The organism is Kribbella sp. NPDC004138 (genome assembly GCF_053603655.1).
On the sequence record NZ_JBSGFZ010000036.1, the window covers coordinates 62908 to 80041 of the forward strand.

The window sequence follows — 17134 nt, forward strand, 5'->3', positions numbered from 1 at the left end:
GCTGGTCGGCCAGGCAAATTGGTCGAGGCGGGTCAGATGTTGAGTTCGGTGCGGAACCTGGCGGCGCGGATCGCTAGCTCTGACAGTGAGCCGCCGGTGCCTGCGTCGCCGAGGAGGGGGGATCCGACGCCGACCGCGAGCGCCCCGGCGGCCAGGTACTTCGGGGCGGACTGCGCGTCCACGCCGCCGACGGCGATCAGGGGAGCGTCGGGAAGGGGAGCCCGGAGTTCGGAGAAGTAGCCGGGGCCGTGCACCTTGGCCGGGAAGATCTTGACCGCGGTGGCGCCGAGGTCCAGTGCGGCGACGACCTCGGTGGGGGTCAGGGCGCCGCACAGCAGCGGCAGGCCGAGCTCGACCGAGCGGTGTGCGCCGCGGGTGATCGCCGGCGTGACGGTGAAGTCGGCCCGCGCGGCGGCGACCTCGTCGGCCTGCTCGGCGGTGACGACGGTGCCGGCGCCGATCAGGATGTCCGGGTCGTACTGCGACCGTGCCCGGGCGATCGCCTCGACCCCGCCCGGCGTGGTGAGCGAGACCTCGAGCGCGGTGACGCCGGCCTCGACGAGGGTCTGGACGCAGGCGAGTGCGGTCTCCGCCCCGTCGGCGCGAACGATCGCGAGCAGTTTCCGGCTCCGGAGTTCTCCCAGCAGGTCCATGTTCTCCAACCTATGTGATCAGCGTAGACATAGGACGTCCCATGAGCTCTGGCGTGGACGCCGAATGTGTGGCTAAATTTCGAAGTGAACAACCGCCCCGTTGTTTACTTTCAGGAGGCATCCGCTCATGCCTAGGTTCAAAGCCCTCGTGACGGCGCTCGCGCTGGCCGCGCTCGTCGTCCCGGCACCGCCCGCCGCCCAAGCCGCCGTGACCCAGACCGTACTGTTCGACAAGGGGGACGCCGGCTTCGGCTGTTATCGCATCCCCGCGATCGTGAAGACCAAGGCCGGCACGCTGCTCGCGTTCGCCGAGGCCCGCCGCGCGTGGTGCGCGGACTCCCAGGAGATCGACCTGGTGATGCGCCGGTCCGAGGACGACGGCCGCACCTGGTCGGCGACCCAAACTGTTCTCTCCGGCACCGACACCGACCCGAACGCGGTCGCCACGCGGGGCAACCCGGCGCCGATCGTCGACTACGAGACCGGCCGGATCGTGCTGCTGAGCACGATGGACCCCGGTACGACGAGCCGCCCGCGCACGCCGTACGTCCAGTTCAGCGACGACGACGGGAAGACCTGGAGTACGGCGCAGAACATCGGCGACCAGATCGACGACCCGGCCTGGGGCTGGTACGCGACCGGCCCCGTGCACGGCATCCAGCTGACCCGCGGCGCCCACGCCGGCCGCTTCGTCGCCGGCACCAACTACGACAACGGCGCCGGGCAGAACGCGGGCCAGCTCGTGTACAGCGACGACCACGGCGTGACCTGGCACAAAGGCGCGACCGATCTGCGGTCGGACGCCACGCCGCAGGAGATCAGCGTCGTCGAGAAGGTCGACGGCGGGGTGTACGCCGGTGCGCGCAACAACGCCGGTACGTCGGGAGCGAGCCGGATGGCCGCGGTGAGCAACGACGGCGGTCAGACGTTCACCGCGCCGTTCGCCACCGTCGCGGGCCTGACGACGCCGGTCGTCCAAGGTTCGCTGCAGCGCCTCAGGGCGGTGGACCGAGGCGACAAGTACAACCGCATCCTGTTCGCCGCACCGGCCGACCCGGACCGGCGCCGGTACATGACGATCCGGTCCAGTTTCGACGAGGGCAAGACCTGGCAGACCGTTGCCGAGGGCACCAGGATCACCAGCGACTGGTCCGGCTACTCCGACCTGGCGATCCTCGACACCGGCGAGATCGGCCTGCTCTACGAGGGCGGCTCGGTCGACGCCCGTGACCAGATCCGCTTCGCACGCTTCACCGAGAACGACATCGGCCACCCCGACGCGCCCCTCGGCCCGACCACCCCGGACGTTTCGGGCTACGGCAACGCCAGCTACCTGCGCGGTGGAACGACGGCAGTGACCGGAAAGTTCGGCCAGGCGCGAGATCTGGACGGTGTCGACGACGCGATCCAGTTGCCGTTCGCCGAGTCCCTGGCCACCAACGCGGGTGATTTCACGGCGATGGCCTGGATCAAGTACGGCGCGAGCACGGCCAATCAGGCGATCTTCTGGGCTTACGGGATCAACGAGTTCTCCCAGTTCTGGCTCCGCGCCGAACCCGCGGACAGTCGTATCCGCGGCCTGATCACGACCGGCGGCGCCACGGCCGCCGTACAGACGACGAAGGCCTACAACGACAACGCCTGGCATCACGTCGCTCTGCAGCGCAAGGCCGGCACGCTCTCGATCTGGGTCGACGGCACCCAGGCCGCGAGCGTCACGGCGCCGACCGGCTCGGTCAGCCCCGGCCGTCCGTTCAAGATGTACGTCGGGCAGCGCCTCGACGGAGCACACCACTTCGACGGCTCGATGGACGAGGTCCGCATCTACAAACGGGCCCTGACCGCGACCGAGCTGAACAGCATCCGCACCGCCAACAGCACCTCGGTGCCCGACGCCGTCCTCGATCTGCCCCTGGGGTGACATCACACTGGCCTGGCGGACACGGTCAGCCGCCAGGTCAGTTCACCACTCGCGGGAACGACCGCGGCGTCGTCCGGACCGGCGGTCGCCAGGTCGAACACGCGGCCCAGCATCGGCTCGACGCCGAGACTCCGGTACGGCGCGTCGTCCGGGAAGCCGCCCTGGTTGCGCCACAGCGCGGTGGAGACTGGTTGCCCCGGGCAACTCAAGGTCAGGCTGAGCTCAGCGCCGCGATCCTGGACCGAGACCGCCGGGCAGTCGACCAGGACGGCGCCGACGGCGGTGCCGTCCGTGGCGCCGTACGTGTCGAGGTCGAGAGGAGTCGGCCAGACGGCCGTCACCCAGGGCGCATCCGCCGGCCATGCCCAGGGAAGGAGAGCGGCGGACTCGGGGTACAGCCTGCATTCGGTCCCGGGCACAGCGGAGATGACGGCACCTTCGGCGCAATCGAGCAATGCGTGAGCGGCCCAGATGAACCGGTAACCCGGAGCCGCCTCGAGGTGGTAGTCGACGGCGACCGTGTCGGTGCCGGAGGTGATGGTGCGGGTGAGGATCGCGCCGTCGTACACCACCGACCCGTCCCACGGCTGGTTCCACAGGCCGCCGTGATCAGGTTCGCCGCGCACGGTCGGGAAGCATTCGTCGAGCCCGCCGGCGTCGATGAAGGTAGCCAGACCGGCCCGGGAGCCGGTGATCAGACCCGGTCCCGCCCACAGCCATTCGCGTCCCGCGAGGTGCAGGGAGGTCCACCTGCCGCCGTCCTGGGCGTCGACCGTGACCAGACGGCCGGCGCCCTGCTCGGTCACCATTCGGCGAACGATCCGTCGTCGTGGGTCCACACCGGGTTGCGCCACGTGTGACCGATCCGGTCCGCGGCGCGGACGGCGTCCTCGTCGACCGTGATTCCCAAGCCGGGCAGGGGATTCCACTCCGCGTGGCCGTTGACCCAGGTGAACGGCGCCGGATCCACGACGTACGACGTGAGGTCGCTCGACACGTTGTAGTGGATGCCCCGGCTCTGCTCCTGGATCAGGAAGTTCGGGGTCGCGAACGAGACCTGCAGGGACGCCGCCAGCGAGATCGGGCCGAGCGGGCAATGCGGCGCCAGCAGGGCCCCGTGCGCATCCGCGAGGACGGCGATGCGGCGCAGCTCGGAGATCCCGCCCGCGTGCGAGACGTCGGGTTGCACGACGGCGACGCCGGCGTTCAGCGGCGCCATGAAGTCGGCCCGGTGGTACAACCGTTCTCCCAGGGCGACGGGCACTGTCGACGTCGTGACGACCTCGGCCAGATGCGCCATCTGCTCCGGAAGCACCGGCTCCTCGACGAACATCGGCTGCAGGTCCTCGACCGCGTGCAGGATCCGCCGCGCCGCCGCCACGCCGACCCGTCCGTGCAGATCGATCGCGACGTCCCGGGAGTCACCGAGAACCGAGCGGGCAGCGGCCAGCCGGGTGACGATGTCGTTGACCTCGGCAACGGACGGGGAGGCCTGGATCTGCCCGCTGGCGTTCATCTTGACCGCCGTCATCCCGGCCGCCACCTGCTCGGCGACCGACTCGGCGATGGCGGACGGCTCGTCACCGCCGACCCATGCGTAGACGCGGACCCGGTCCCGGACCCGCCCACCGAGGAGCGCCGCGACCGGCGCGCCGTACACCTTGCCGGCGATGTCCCAGAGTGCGTGGTCCAGTCCGGCCACGGCACTGCTCAGCACCGGGCCGCCGCGGTAGAAGCCGCCCTTGGTCAGCACCTGCCAATGCCGCTCGATCTGCAGCGGGTCCTTGCCGATCAGGTACTCGGCCAGGACGTCGATCGCGGCGCGGACGACCTCGGCGCGTCCTTCCACGACCGGTTCGCCCCACCCGACGACGCCGTCGCTGGTCTCGATCCGGCAGAACAGCCAGCGCGGCGGGACGAGGAACGTCTCGATGCGTTCGATCTTCACCGGCGCCGCCGGGCGCGGGTCGAACCACGGACCTCGGTGAGGTCCTCGGCCGCCTTCGCGAGCAGTTCCCGCATCGCGAGCTCGGCGCCCTCGGGGTCGTGGGCGCGGACCGCGTCCACCACCCGCCGGTGGCTGGGCACCGGGTCGTCCGAAGGCTTCACCTTGTGCACCAGCCGGTCGCGGTCGGCGAGCCCGGTCTCCATGATCACTTCCATCTTGGTCAGCAGTTCGTTACCGGTCGCGGCGAGCAGCGCCCGGTGGAAGGCGAGGTCCGCGGTCACGGCGGCGAGGTCGTCGGTCGCCGACTCCATCGCCGCCAGTGCCTCGTCGAGCGCGGTGAGGTGGGTGTCGTCCGAGCGCAGCGCGGCCAGCCGGGCGGCGGCCGGCTCGACGATGCCGCGCACCTCGTGCAGCTCCTCGAGCAGCTCGGGCCGGGCGTCCGCGTCGCTGAAGTGCCAGCGGATCATGTCGGCGTCGAGCAGGTTCCAGTCCGAGCGCGGCCGGACGAACGTCCCGCGCTTCTGCCGCGCGTCCACCAGGCCCTTGGCGGTGAGCACCTTCAAGGCCTCACGGACCGCGGTGAGGCTGACGCCGAGGTCGGACTGCAGTTCGGTGACGTTGATGGTCGCTCCCTCCGGGATCTGCCCGGACAGGATGCGCTGCGCCATCACTTCCACGATCTGCCCGTGCAGTCCCCGCGGTACCCCACGCTGAATCCCCGTCACCCTGCTCTCCCTCACGCCGAATCCTTCACGGCGGACCATCCGCCGTCGACAACCAGGCTGGTCGCGGTGACGAACGACGCCTCGTGCGACAGCAGGAACGCCACCGCCTGGGCCACCTCGTCCGGTTGCCCGAGCCGCTTGAGTGCCGTCGCCTGGGCGCTCCGCTCGCGCCCTTCGGTGTCGACCCGGTCCCACATCGCGGTGACGACCGGGCCCGGAAGCACGCTGTTCACGCGGATCGACCGGCCGTACTCGACGGCGAGTTGCCGTCCGAGCGCGACCAGCGCGCCCTTCGTCGCGGCGTACGCCGGATGCCCGGGCAGGCCGGCCAGGGCGTGCACCGACGACACCAGGACGACGGAGCCGGCGCCCGCGACAAGGTCGTCGTACAGGGCCTGGAAACCGAGGAACGCGGCGGTCAGGTTGACGTCGAGCTGCCGCTGCCAGGACGGCGGCGCCAGTTCGTGGGCGGGCTTCACGTCGACGACGACCGCATTGCTGACGAACCCGTCGATCGGGCCGAGCTCGTCGCGCCCGCGGGACCTGACCTCCGCCCAGGTGTCCGGCGACGACACGTCGCCGATCACGCTGATCGCCTTGCCAGGCACGTCCTTGCAGGGATGTACGTCGACCTGCACCACCTGCGCGCCCTCGGTCAGCGCCCGTTCGGCGCAGGCCGCGCCGATCCCCGACGCGGCTCCGGTCACCACGATCACCCGCCCAGCCAGCCGCACGTGCCGCCTCCTCCAGAAGCCGAGGTCCCACCCAAGCACGGAGGCAGGCAGGTTCCAACGATGAACGAGGGACCAGTTGACCGCGGCGACGCTGCCGGGTCAAGCGATTTGCTCGTAATTTACGAATTAATATTGACACCCGCGACGCGCCGCCGCAAGATCGTCCGCAACACACCACTCACCCGACTGGCATCGCCGGCCGGGCAGATCTCAGGAGTTAGGGCATGACGGGTCTGGCAGCGGATCGACGCACATTCCTCAAGGGGCTCGGGCTGCTCGGGGCGGCCACCCTGGTCCCCGGGTGCGCGACGTCGTCGAAGAGTCCGGGCAGCGGCAGCGCCGCCACCGGTGAGGTCGCACTGCAGTCGAACCTCTCGAGTGAGCAGGCCAAGGCCGCGATGGAGAAACTCGTTGCCGCGTACAACAAGACCGGCGGGTCGCAGGTCAAGCTCAACACGGTCGCCGCGGAGATCTTCCGGACCCAGCTGCCGACGTACCTGACCTCGGCGAACCCGCCGGACGTCTACACCTGGTACGCCGGTTCGGTCGCGGACTCGTACGCGAAGAAGGACCTGCTGCTCGACGTCTCGAGCGTGTGGGACTCGATGGGCAACTACTCCAAGGCGATGCAGACGCTGTCCACGAGCAGCGCCGGGCAGAAGATCTTCGTGCCGACCAGCTACTACTGGTGGGGCATGTTCTACCGCAAGTCGAACTTCGCCAAGTGGGGCGTGACGCCGCCGAAGACCTGGGACGAGTTCGTCGCGGTGTGCAAGACCATCCAGAGCAAGGGCGTGCCGCCGATCGGTATCGGGCTCGGCGACACCCCGTGGGTCGCGTCGGCGTGGTTCGACTACCTGAACATCCGGATCAACGGCGCGCCGTTCCACCGGCAACTGCTGGCCGGCGAGGGGAACTTCACCGACCCGAAGGTGAAGGCGGTCTTCACCAAGTGGCGTGAGGTGCTGCCGTACTTCGACCCGAAGGGCAAGTCGTTCCCATTCCAGGAGGCGACGTCGGCGCTGCTCGCGGGCAAGACCGGGATGTTCCTGATCGGGACGTTCTTCGCGGACTCGGCGCCGAAGGACGCGCTCGACGACATCGACTTCTTCCAGTTCCCGATCATCGATCCGGCCGTGCCGGTGGCCGAGGAGGCGCCGACGGACGGGTACTTCGCGTCCAAGAAGGTGAAGGACGTCGACGGCACGAAGAAGTTCATGAGCTGGCTGGCGACGGCCGAGGCGCAGGAGATCTACGTCCAGAACTCCTCCGGCACGGTCATCCCGGCGAACCCGGACGGGAAGGCCGCCGACACTCCGCTGGTGAAGAAGGGCAAGGCGATGATCGAAGGCGCCGCCGAGATCACCCAGTTCTTCAACCGCGACTCGAGTGACGCGCTGCAGCCGACCGCCGACGCCGCCCTCACCAAGTTCCTCGACAAGCCGGACCAGATCGACCAGATCCTGAAGGACTGGCAGGCCGCGGCAGCGAAGGTCTTCAAGGCGTGACTGTCACCGCTGTGGAAGCACGGAGCCGGGCCGGCAGCGGCTCGGCCTCCGGAAAACGTCGTACGCGGCGGGTGTCGCCACTAATCCTCGCGTTTGTCCTGGTGCCCTTCGCCATCGAGGCCGTTTGGGTGTTCTGGCCTGCTTTGCAGGGGTTCTGGCTGGCGTTGACCAGTTGGGACGGGTTGTCGGCGCCGCGGTTCGTCGGGTTCGGAAACTTCTCCGACATGGTTTCCGATCCGATTTTCCGGACCGCGTTGAAGAACACGGCGATCTGGCTGGTGCTGTTCGGCGGGCTGAGCGTCGCGGGCGGCTTCGGGATGGCGTTGCTCCTGCAGCGCGAGCGCCGCGGCGTCGGGATCTACCGGGCGGCGCTGTTCACCCCGGTGGTCTTCAGCCTGGTCGTGACCGCGCTGATCTGGCGGGTGTTCTACCAGCCGGACGGTCTCGTCGACACGGTTTTCCGGACCGTCGGCCTGGGCAACTTCGTCCGCCCGTGGCTGGCCGACCCGGACACCGCGTTGTACGCCGTCATCGTGCCGGCCCTGTGGCGCCAGATCGGGTACGTGATGGTGCTGTACCTGGCCGGCCTGAAGGCCGTCGACCCGGCGCTGTACGAGGCCGCGAAGGTCGACGGCGCGTCCGCCTGGCAGCGCACGCGCTACGTCACGATCCCGCAGCTCAAGGGCGTGAACTCGGTCGTGCTGTCGGTGATCGTGATCGACTCGCTGCGATCGTTCGACATCGTCTGGTCGATGACGAAGGGCGGTCCGTACCACTCGTCCGAACTGCTCAGCACCTACATGTACTCGACCGCGTTCCAGTCCACCCAGCTCGGGTACGCCTCCGCGCTCGCGGTCGTGATCTTCCTGCTCGCCCTCGCCGTCATCCTCGGCTACCTGATCCGCGCCTTCCGGGAGGAAACGTGATACGGCGTACCGGCTACCACGTCGCGATGGGGCTGATCTCGTTCCTGTGGGTCGCGCCGATCCTGTGGGTGGTGGTGATCTCGTTCCGTTCGTTCGACGACGTCGCGGCGAACGGGCTCGGCTCGCTGCCGCACTCGTTCACGTTCTCGACGTACAAGTCGGCGTGGGAGGACGCGGACGAGTTCCGCGCGCTGATCAACAGCCTGCTGGTGACGATCCCGGCCGTGCTGCTGAGTCTCGGGCTCGCCTCGGTGGCGGCGTACGGGCTCGCGCGCTACAGCATTCCGTTCCGGCGGACGATCCTGTTGCTGATGTTGATGGGCAACCTGCTGCCGCCGCAGATCCTGCTGATCCCGATCTCGCGCTTCGTCGAGCTGATCGGGTACTACGACACGCTCATCGCACTGATCGCGGTGCACGTCGGGTTCGGGCTGGGCTTCTACACGTTCGTCCTGCACGGGTTCATGCGGGACCTGCCGCGCGAGATCCAGGAAGCGGCGACCATCGACGGAGCCGGGCCGGGGAAGATCTACTCGGCGGTGATCCTGCCGCTGACCCGGCCGGCGCTGGCGGCGCTCGGTGCGCTGTCGTTCACGTGGATCTTCAACGACCTGTTGTGGTCGATCACCGTGATCCGCTCCGGCGACAAGATGCCGGTCACGCCGGCGCTGCTCGGCCTCCAAGGGCTGTTCGTGTCGTCGTGGAACGTGATCGCGGCGGGCACCGTCATCGCCGCCGTACCGACGGTCGCGGTCTTCCTCCGCTTCCAGAAGCACTTCGTCGGCGGTCTGGCGATCGGGGCCGTCAAGTGAGGACCTGGACGCTGCGCGGTACGACGACGTCGTACGTCGTCGGTGTTCCGGAGCACGGGCAGTGGGCGCAGCTGGTCGCCTGGGGCCCTGGTCCGGCGCCGGTCGAGATCGTCGGCACCGAGCATTTCGTACCGCGCGCGGACGTGGAGCCTTTGGAATACGCCGTACGGGGCGTCCGCTACACCGCCCCGGTCGACCTGGTGGTCAGCGGACCGGACGGTTCCGACGAACTCCGCCCAACCTTCACCCACCCGATCCACGCCACCCGCCCCGCCCATCTGCCCCACGCCCCCACGGCCATTTCAGGGGTTAACCCCCGCCCAGGCCGGTTCACCGATCGCATGCAGCCGGGGGAACCGGCAATGCGAGCGGTTCACCCCTCAAATGGTCCTGGGGAGGACGGTGTGGGGTCGGCGGGCGAGGTGGGGGTGGGGGAGGAACTGGGTCTGGAGTTCGTCGACGAGGTGCGCGGGCTGGGGGTCTTACTGCACTACCGGATGGTCGGCGACGTGGTGGAGCGGTGGGTTTCTGTGCGCAACGCCGGGACCGAAGAGCTCACTCTGCATCGGCACGACTCCGCCGGGTTCGTGGTGCCGGTGGGGAACACGGTCAAGTACTTGTGGGGCGAGTGGAACAGCGAGTTCCAGCAGGCGTCCGTGACCCTGCCGCGCGGACGGTTCACGATCGGGAGCGCGCAAGGGATCACGGGGCATTCGTACTCGCCGTTCCTCGCGACTGACGGGGACGTGGCGTACGGCGTCCAGCTGGCGTGGTCCGGATCCTGGGAGATGTCCGCCGACGTCGACACCACCGGCCTTCTCCGCATTCAGGCCGGCCGGAGTGCTTCGAGCCTTGGTACGCGGCTGGGTCCGGGCGAGACCTGGGAGTCGCCGAAGGCTGTCGGGGCTTGCAGCGCCGAGGGTCCTGACGGCTTGGCTCGAACGTTCCACGAGTACGCGCGGGCCGGGTCGCGAAAACGTGTTCCGAAGGTCCTGTACAACTCGTGGTTCGCGACCGAGTTCGACCTCCGTGCCGAGCATCAGCTCGAGCTGGCGCGGCGGGCGGCGGGGATCGGCGTCGAGACGTTCGTGGTGGACGACGGGTGGTTCGTCGGGCGGTCCGACGACACCGGCGGGCTGGGCGACTGGGAGGTCGACGCGGCCAAGTTCCCTCGCGGGCTGGACGGTTTCATCGCCGACCTGCACGGGCTGGGGCTCGACTTCGGTCTGTGGATCGAGCCGGAGTCGGTCAGCCCGACGTCGCAGCTGGCGCAGGAGCATCCCGAGTGGATCCTCCGGACGTCCGGCCGCGAGCCGGTGCTGGTCCGCAACCAGTTGCTGCTCGATCTCAGCCGGGACGATGTTGCCGAGTTCATCTGGAGCACGTTGGATCGGCTGCTGTCGTCGTACGACATCTCGTATCTGAAATGGGATGCGAATCGGCCGCGGCTCGACACCGGGGACGTGCGGCGCGACGTCGACGGACTGGCGGTGAGGAATCTCTACGCCATCCTGGATCGGCTGCGGACCCGGCACCCCGATGTGTCCGTCGAAGGCTGCGCAGGTGGCGGCGCGAGAGTGGACCTGGGCATGGCGGCGCGCGTCGACACGCTCTGGCCGTCCGACAACACGGCGCCGCTGGATCGGCTGAAGATCCAGCAGGGTTTCCGCACCGGGTTCGCGCCGCACCTGATGAGCTCATGGGTGACCGATGCGGAAGGTACGCACGACGGCCGGCAGCGATCGCTCGACTTCCGGTTCCACGTGGCGATGGCCGGGGTGCTCGGGATCGGCGCGGACCTGTCGCACTGGAACGACGAGCAGCTGAAGACGGCGGCGCGGCACCTCGAGCAGTACAAGGACTTTCGGGAATTGATTGCCGAGAGCAAGGTCTACGGACTGGGCTCCGGTGTGCAGTACGTCGGACCGCGGAAGTCCGTGGTGTTCCTGTGGGAGACCGGTGACGGCAACGTGCGCGGCACACTGCCGACCCGGCCGCGGCGGGTGCCGCTGGCCGGGCTGGATCCGGCCAAGAACTACCGGGTGGGCGAGCACGCCTACCCGGGCAGCTACCTGCTGCAGGTCGGGGTCGTCGTCGACGGCTCCGCCGATTCGCACTGCCTGGTCGTCGAGTCGATCGACTGACCATCCGCTCAAACGGCAGCAAAGGAAAACGAAGATGCTCAGACGACTCCTGGGTGGGGTGACCGCGGCGGCGTTGCTGACCGGCGCGCTCGCGGCCACGACCGGAGCTGTGGCGGCTCAGGCCACAGCTCCGGTCCTCAGCCCGACGCCCTACATGGGCTGGAACACGTACTACGGTCTCGGCGGCGACTTCACCGAGGACACGATCAAGTCGGTCGCGGACTCGCTGGTGAGCCGCGGACTGGCGAAGGCCGGGTACGACATCGTGTGGCTGGACGGCGGCTGGCAGGCCGACCAGTCCCGCAGTGAAGCCGGCGACCTGGTGCCGAACCCGGCCAAGTTCCCGAACGGCCTGAAGCCGCTGGTCGACTACATCCACAGCAAGGGCTTGAAGGCCGGCATCTACACCGACGCCGGCCCGTACATCCCGGGCAAGTGCGGTCTCGGCAGCGGCGGGTACTACCAGCGCGACGCGGACCAGTTCGCCGCCTGGGGTTTCGACGCGGTCAAGGTCGACTACCTGTGCGGTATCGCGGCGAACCTGGACCCCAAGACGGTCTACACCGAGTTCGCCCAGGCGCTGCGGAACAACGCCAGCCACCGGCCGATGATCTTCAACCTGTGCAACCCGGTGACGTCGCCGGACTGGGGCAACTACCCGGAGTCCCAGCAGTCGATCAACTCCTGGTCGTACGCGCCGGCGATCGCGCAGTCGTGGCGGACCTACACCGACGTCGGGTTCCAGGGCGACATCAAGTTCAAGGACGTCCTGCGGAACTACGACGCGAACGCCCGGCATCCGGAGGTCGTGAAGCCGGGCGCGTTCAGCGACCCCGACTACCTGGCGCCCGAGCTCGGGATGAGCGACGAGGAGTTTCGCACGCAGCTCACGCTGTGGGCGGTGGCCGCCGCGCCGCTGGTGGTCGGCAGCGACGTGCGCAAGCTGAGCGCGACGACGATCGGGATGCTGACCGACCCGGACGTGGTCGCGATCAACCAGGACAAGGCCGCTGTGCAGGCGGTGCGGGTCGGCCCGTCCGGTACGACGGAGACCTGGGTGAAGCGGCTCGCCGACGGCAGCCGGGCCGTGGTCCTGCTGAACCGGGGCGACAGCGCGAAGACCATCACCACCACCGCGTCGGCGGTCGGTCTCAGCGGTGACCGATTCACGCTGAAGAACGCATGGACCGACAAGGTGACCGAGAGCGGCGGCGTGATCAGCGCGGCGGTCCCGGCACACGGTACGGCGCTGTTCCGCGTCTCGGCGGCTCGCGGCATCCCCGGCGTCCCGCACGTGACAGCAGGGATCCCGCAGGTGACCAAGGTCGGCACGGACGCGCAGCCCGAGGGTGCCGCGCCGGTGGTCGCCGGCGGTGACGAACTGACCGTGCAGGTTGCCGTCCGCAACGACGGACTCATGCCGGTGTTCACCCCGGCCGTGACAGTTGCCGGCGGCACCGGGTGGACGGTGAAGCCGTTGTCGAAGGCACCTGCTCTGATCGAGGGCGGCCAGCAGGCGACGTTCGGGTTCACCGTGACGCTGCCCGCCGGGGCCGCGCCCGGTACCGCGAGCCTGACCGCGGCCACGACGTACCAGGCGATCGGGTACGGCGTGCAGAAGCAGACGACCGTGCTGTCCCCGGTGGTCGTCGCGCCGACGCCGCCGAGCGGGACCGTGCCGTTGTCGCATCATCAGTGGATCACCGCGACCAGCGGCTGGATGTCGCCGACGATCGACGAAAGCGTGGGTGGCGGCAACCCGATCAAGCTCACCGGTACGACGTACTCGACCGGCATCGGTGTGGCGTCGCCGTCGCTGATCCGGTACTACCTGGGCAAGTCGTGCGCGCGGCTCACCGGCACCGTCGGCATCGACGACGTGGTGAGCAACGTCGGACCGGACGGCGGTACGTCGACGTTCCAGGTCGTCGGTGACGGCAAGGTCCTGTTCGACAGCGGCACCGTCGACCGCTTCACGCCGAAGCAGTTCGACGTCGACCTGACCGGCGTCCGCGTCCTGGACCTCCTCGTCGGCGATGCCGGCGACGGCGGCTACAACGACCGCGCCGACTGGGCCGCACCGACCGCGACCTGCTGACCACGATGGGAAGGGGGCGGTCTGCGAAGACCGCCCCCTTCGTCTACTTCCAGTCGACCTCGGTTGACTTCAGCCAGGTCCAGCCGCGGGTGCGCCAAGCGGGGGACTGCTCAGCCAAGCGCGCGGCGTACATCGGCCAGTCAGTCTGGGTCTGGTGCGACCATCCCTTCTCGGCGGCGCCGGGGAGGCGGGGGAGGAGCAGCAGTTCGAGGTCGTCGGGGCTGGTGATGGTTTCGCACCAGATCGCGGCCTCGATACCGGCCAGCTGGTCGGTCGACGTCACGCCGGGGGTGTCCTCGACCGGGTCCCAGTCGAGCCCGTCGCGGAGGGTGGCCGGGCCGTAGAACTCCAGCCCGAGCCGCTTGCGCGCCTCCTCCTGTTCCGGGTCGGACGACGCGTCGCCGTGCGGCCGGTCGAAGTACAACCAGGTGGTCGGCGAGGCGATCAGGCGCGCGCCGGCGGCGAGTGCCTTCGGGGCGTCGCCCTTCGCCTTCCGCAGGTGCTCGACGAGAATCGGCAGCAGATCCTCCGGCGGAACCGGCCCGTTCCCGGCGTCCGCCGCGTCGAGGTCGATGCTGATCCAGTACTGCGCGACGTCGTCCGGACCCAGGTTCGCCCGGGCGATCTCCTGCCACCCGACGACGCGCTTGCCGCGCGCCCGCACCAGCGCGGCGGCCTTGTCGACGAACGCGGCATGATCCTCGTCCGCCATGCCCCACGCCTCGTCGCCGCCGATGTGCACGTACGCACTCTGCGGGAACTGCGGGACGACCGCGTCCAGCACGTCCTCGACGAACGCCCAGGTCTCAGGGCGACCGGGCTCGAGCGCGTTCAGCGGAATCGCGTTGCCGTTGCCGAGATCGATCGTGCGCAGCTCGGCCGGGGCCAGCTCGGGGTACGCCGTGAACACCGCCGACGTGTGGCCCGGCATGTCGATCTCGGGGACGACGGTCACGTACCGGTCGGCCGCGTACGCCACCAGCTCGGCCAGCTCGTGTGTGCGGTAGTACCCGCCCGGACGGTCGCCGATCGCACCGGCGGCGCCCACCCGCGTCAACTCGGGCCGCGACGGTACCTCGACCCGCCAGCCCTGGTCGTCGGTGAGATGGAGGTGCAGGACATTGAGCTTGTACAGCGCGAGCATGTCGATGACCCGCCGTACCTCGGCCGGCGCGTGGAACGTCCGCACCACGTCGAGCGACAGCCCGCGCCAGGCGAACCGCGGTCCGTCGACGATCCGGGCCGCCGGGAGTACCGCCGTACCGTCCTGCAGGTGGGCGGTGATGAGCTGGCGCAGTGAGGTGAGGCCGCGGTGGACGGCTTCGGGAGTCGGGCCCCAGACGCGGACGCCCTCGCTCGTGATCTCCAGCCCGTGGCGCTCGTCCACGTCGTTGCCGTCGGCGCGAACTCCGGCCGCGGACGGGATGTCGCCGAGGCCCTCGTCGCTGATCAGCACGGTGACGGCTGCCGGGGTCGCGTCCGGCGGGACCGTGGCCGCGTCACGGATGACCGGCGGGACGAGCGTGAGCCCGGTGTCGAGCCGGACCTCCCGGACGAACAGCGCGGCCGGCCCGGCGAGCTCCGGTGACTGTACGGCGACACCGGATTCGCCACTCAGGGTGAAGGTCTCGTCGCTTGTGGTCGTCGTCGTGGGTGCGGGGATCACGGGAAGACTCATGCGACGATTCTGCGGCATCGCCGACGTACGGGCTGGGTACCGGACAGCAATGGACACGCAACGGCTGCTGGAACAGGCAGAACGGCTGTCGAAGGCGCTCACGCCCGGTGACCTCGACCATACGCTCGAGCGGATCACCGCGGCGGCCGTCGAAGTGCTCGACGAGGTGGACAACGCCAGCATCACGATCCTGCACCTCGACGGCCGGCTGGAGACGGTCGCACCCACCGACGACGTGCTGTGGGGCGTCGACGCGGCGCAGTACGAGTTGCAGGAAGGACCGTGCTACGACGCCGCGGCCGACGCGGTGCACGTCGTCTCGCCGTACCTCGCCGATGATCCACGCTTCCCGCGGTACGCCGCGACCGCCGTCGCCGCCGGGATCGAGGCCCAGGCGGGCATCCGGCTCTTCGACGGGCCGAAGTCGCGCGGTGCGCTGAACCTGTACGCGCACAAGGCGGGCGCGTTCAACGACCTCGGTGCACTCGGTCTGCTCTTCCAGCACCAGGCCGCGATGGCGATCGGTTACGCCCGCGAGATCCACAACCTGCAGGACGCCGTACGTACCCGGGGCCTGATCGGCAACGCGGTCGGGATCATCATGGAGCGGTACCAGCTCTCCGACGACCGCGCGTTCGCCTTCCTCACCAGGCTGTCCCAGGACGGCAACGTGAAACTGCGCGTGGTCGCCGAGCAGATAGTTGCCGGGACCGCCACCCACTGAGGCCGGCCAGACGCGTGCCGACGGCTACTGCGGATAGGGGACCGGCCCGGCCGGTGGCGGCCTGTGCTGTCCGACGGTGGTCGCGCTCCGGGCGGTGCCGGTCACCAGGGCGCCGATGGTGATGCCGATGGCCAGATTGATCAGCGCGGTGGCCACAGTCTCCCAGGAGCGTTCGGCGGCGAAGGGTGCGAGCACGGCGGCCAGCGTGGCGAGCGTGACGACCCACTTGAAGAAACGGAGCGGACGGGGCGTCGACAGGATCAACAGGTGCACGAGGCCGGTCGCCACGAGGGCAGCACCGGCGGACACGGCGGCATACGTCCAGGTATCTGCATCACCCCAGACGCCATCGCCCTTGGGGGCGAGCACCTCGAGGTCGAAGACACCACGGGCGAGCAGGATGCCGACGATCGCGACGAGGCCCGCAACGACAGCGGTGGCCGCTCCGCCCGCCCAGAGGCGGGCTGCGTTGATGCGCGGAGCTCGGTCGGCGGCTGGCGACGAAGGTGGCATGGTCATGCGTCGGACCCTCCTGTCGGGCGGCGTTGCCCAGACTTTGGCCACGGAGCGGCCTGGCTGCATCACTCGGGGCGGATGATTCGCCGATCCACACGGGCCGGCCCCAGGCGCCGTTCACCCAGTGGGGATGAGGCGACGGGCTTGTCGTCGGTCGAGGCTGCAGATGACGTACAGACCGACTTAAGGGAGCGCACGATGGCGACACTGACGGTGTGGAAGTTCGACAGCCCGACAGGAGCCGATCAAGCCGTCGGAACGTTGGAGTCACTGGCCAAACAGCAGCTCATCGAGGTGCACGACGCGGCGACTGTGTCGTGGCAGCCGGACAAGAAGAAGCCCAAGACCCGGCAGTTGCACAACCTGGCCGGTGCCGGGGCGCTGGGCGGCATGTTCTGGGGCATGCTCTTCGGGCTGATCTTCTTCGTTCCGCTGTTCGGCGCCGCCATCGGCGCCGCAACCGGCGCGCTGGCGGGATCGATGAGCGACGTCGGCATCGACGACGACTTCATCAAGACCGCCCGCGACAAGGTCACCCCCGGGACCTCGGCACTGTTCCTGATGTCGAGCGGTGCCGTGCAGGAGAAGGTGAAGGCGGCCTTCGACGAGCGCGGGGTGAAGCCCGAGCTCATCGAGTCGAACCTGTCGGCCGAGCAGGAGGCAGAGCTGCGCGAGATGCTCGCGCAGTAGCCGGTCTCCGAACCGCATCGGCGGCGCCGGCCCCGCGTGACGACGCGGTGGCCGGCG

The 17134-nt window shown here is 69.3% G+C and carries 15 protein-coding genes; 8 read left to right on the forward strand and 7 right to left on the reverse strand.

Features of this window, described 5'->3' with window-relative positions; genetic code table 11:
* Nucleotides 1–32: 32 nt before the first annotated feature.
* Nucleotides 33–653, reverse strand: coding sequence for a bifunctional 4-hydroxy-2-oxoglutarate aldolase/2-dehydro-3-deoxy-phosphogluconate aldolase (locus tag ACWEOO_RS37770; protein ID WP_452147128.1), 621 nt, complete (start codon nt 651–653; stop codon nt 33–35).
* A 127-nt stretch (nt 654–780) separates the two neighbouring features.
* Here ACWEOO_RS37770 and ACWEOO_RS37775 point away from each other — a divergent pair, with 127 nt between their 5' ends.
* The gene (locus ACWEOO_RS37775) at nt 781–2574 is read left to right on the forward strand and encodes an exo-alpha-sialidase (RefSeq protein ID WP_452147129.1); all 1794 of its coding nucleotides are present in this window, start codon (nt 781–783) and stop codon (nt 2572–2574) included.
* A 2-nt stretch (nt 2575–2576) separates the two neighbouring features.
* On the opposite strand, the gene ACWEOO_RS37780 is transcribed toward ACWEOO_RS37775, so the two are convergent.
* Genes ACWEOO_RS37780 through ACWEOO_RS37795 form a run of 4 tightly spaced genes read right to left on the reverse strand, consistent with a single transcriptional unit; the run spans nt 2577 to nt 5981 of the window.
* A complete protein-coding gene (locus tag ACWEOO_RS37780) occupies nt 2577–3383 on the reverse strand; it encodes a hypothetical protein (protein ID WP_452147130.1) in 807 nt (268 codons plus the stop codon).
* Nucleotides 3377–4522: a galactonate dehydratase gene (gene dgoD, locus ACWEOO_RS37785; protein ID WP_452147131.1), complete on the reverse strand. Its 1146-nt coding sequence runs from the start codon at nt 4520–4522 to the stop codon at nt 3377–3379. The genes ACWEOO_RS37780 and dgoD overlap by 7 nt, the downstream gene beginning before the upstream one ends.
* The gene (locus tag ACWEOO_RS37790; protein ID WP_359925566.1) at nt 4519–5262 is read right to left on the reverse strand and encodes a FadR/GntR family transcriptional regulator; all 744 of its coding nucleotides are present in this window, start codon (nt 5260–5262) and stop codon (nt 4519–4521) included. The genes dgoD and ACWEOO_RS37790 overlap by 4 nt, the downstream gene beginning before the upstream one ends.
* Nucleotides 5259–5981, reverse strand: coding sequence for an SDR family NAD(P)-dependent oxidoreductase (locus tag ACWEOO_RS37795; RefSeq protein ID WP_452147132.1), 723 nt, complete (start codon nt 5979–5981; stop codon nt 5259–5261). Before ACWEOO_RS37795 ends, ACWEOO_RS37790 begins: the two co-directional genes overlap by 4 nt.
* Before the next feature lie 224 nt (nt 5982–6205).
* Here ACWEOO_RS37795 and ACWEOO_RS37800 point away from each other — a divergent pair, with 224 nt between their 5' ends.
* The 5 genes from ACWEOO_RS37800 to ACWEOO_RS37820 are packed head-to-tail and all read left to right on the forward strand — an operon-like array spanning nt 6206 to nt 13469.
* Nucleotides 6206–7489 carry an ABC transporter substrate-binding protein gene (locus ACWEOO_RS37800; RefSeq protein WP_452147133.1) on the forward strand — a complete coding sequence of 428 codons (1284 nt, stop codon included), beginning with the start codon at nt 6206–6208 and terminating at the stop codon, nt 7487–7489.
* On the forward strand, nt 7486–8415 hold the full coding sequence (locus ACWEOO_RS37805; protein WP_359925559.1) for a carbohydrate ABC transporter permease: 930 nt from the start codon (nt 7486–7488) through the stop codon (nt 8413–8415). Before ACWEOO_RS37800 ends, ACWEOO_RS37805 begins: the two co-directional genes overlap by 4 nt.
* A complete protein-coding gene (locus tag ACWEOO_RS37810; RefSeq protein WP_363716963.1) occupies nt 8412–9227 on the forward strand; it encodes a carbohydrate ABC transporter permease in 816 nt (271 codons plus the stop codon). The genes ACWEOO_RS37805 and ACWEOO_RS37810 overlap by 4 nt, the downstream gene beginning before the upstream one ends.
* Nucleotides 9224–11371 (forward strand): alpha-galactosidase, encoded by a 2148-nt coding sequence (locus ACWEOO_RS37815; RefSeq protein WP_452147134.1) that lies wholly within the window; start codon nt 9224–9226, stop codon nt 11369–11371. Before ACWEOO_RS37810 ends, ACWEOO_RS37815 begins: the two co-directional genes overlap by 4 nt.
* Before the next feature lie 34 nt (nt 11372–11405).
* Nucleotides 11406–13469, forward strand: a complete 2064-nt coding sequence (locus tag ACWEOO_RS37820; protein WP_452147135.1) for an NPCBM/NEW2 domain-containing protein — start codon at nt 11406–11408, stop codon at nt 13467–13469.
* Nucleotides 13470–13512: 43 nt separating this feature from the next.
* Here the strand turns inward: ACWEOO_RS37820 and ACWEOO_RS37825 are convergent, their stop codons facing one another.
* Complete coding sequence (locus tag ACWEOO_RS37825) at nt 13513–15147, reverse strand: beta-N-acetylhexosaminidase (protein WP_452147136.1); 1635 nt, start codon at nt 15145–15147, stop codon at nt 13513–13515.
* Here ACWEOO_RS37825 and ACWEOO_RS37830 point away from each other — a divergent pair.
* Entirely contained in the window at nt 15146–15871 is a 726-nt protein-coding gene (locus ACWEOO_RS37830; protein ID WP_452147137.1) for a GAF and ANTAR domain-containing protein, read from the forward strand. The two genes, ACWEOO_RS37825 and ACWEOO_RS37830, sit on opposite strands and share 2 nt — an antisense overlap.
* A 24-nt stretch (nt 15872–15895) precedes the next feature.
* Here the strand turns inward: ACWEOO_RS37830 and ACWEOO_RS37835 are convergent, their stop codons facing one another.
* On the reverse strand, nt 15896–16390 hold the full coding sequence (locus tag ACWEOO_RS37835; protein ID WP_452147138.1) for a DUF6069 family protein: 495 nt from the start codon (nt 16388–16390) through the stop codon (nt 15896–15898).
* A 195-nt stretch (nt 16391–16585) separates the two neighbouring features.
* On the opposite strand from ACWEOO_RS37835, the gene ACWEOO_RS37840 reads away from it, so the two are divergent.
* Nucleotides 16586–17077, forward strand: coding sequence for a DUF1269 domain-containing protein (locus tag ACWEOO_RS37840; RefSeq protein ID WP_355698630.1), 492 nt, complete (start codon nt 16586–16588; stop codon nt 17075–17077).
* Nucleotides 17078–17134 lie beyond the last annotated feature (57 nt).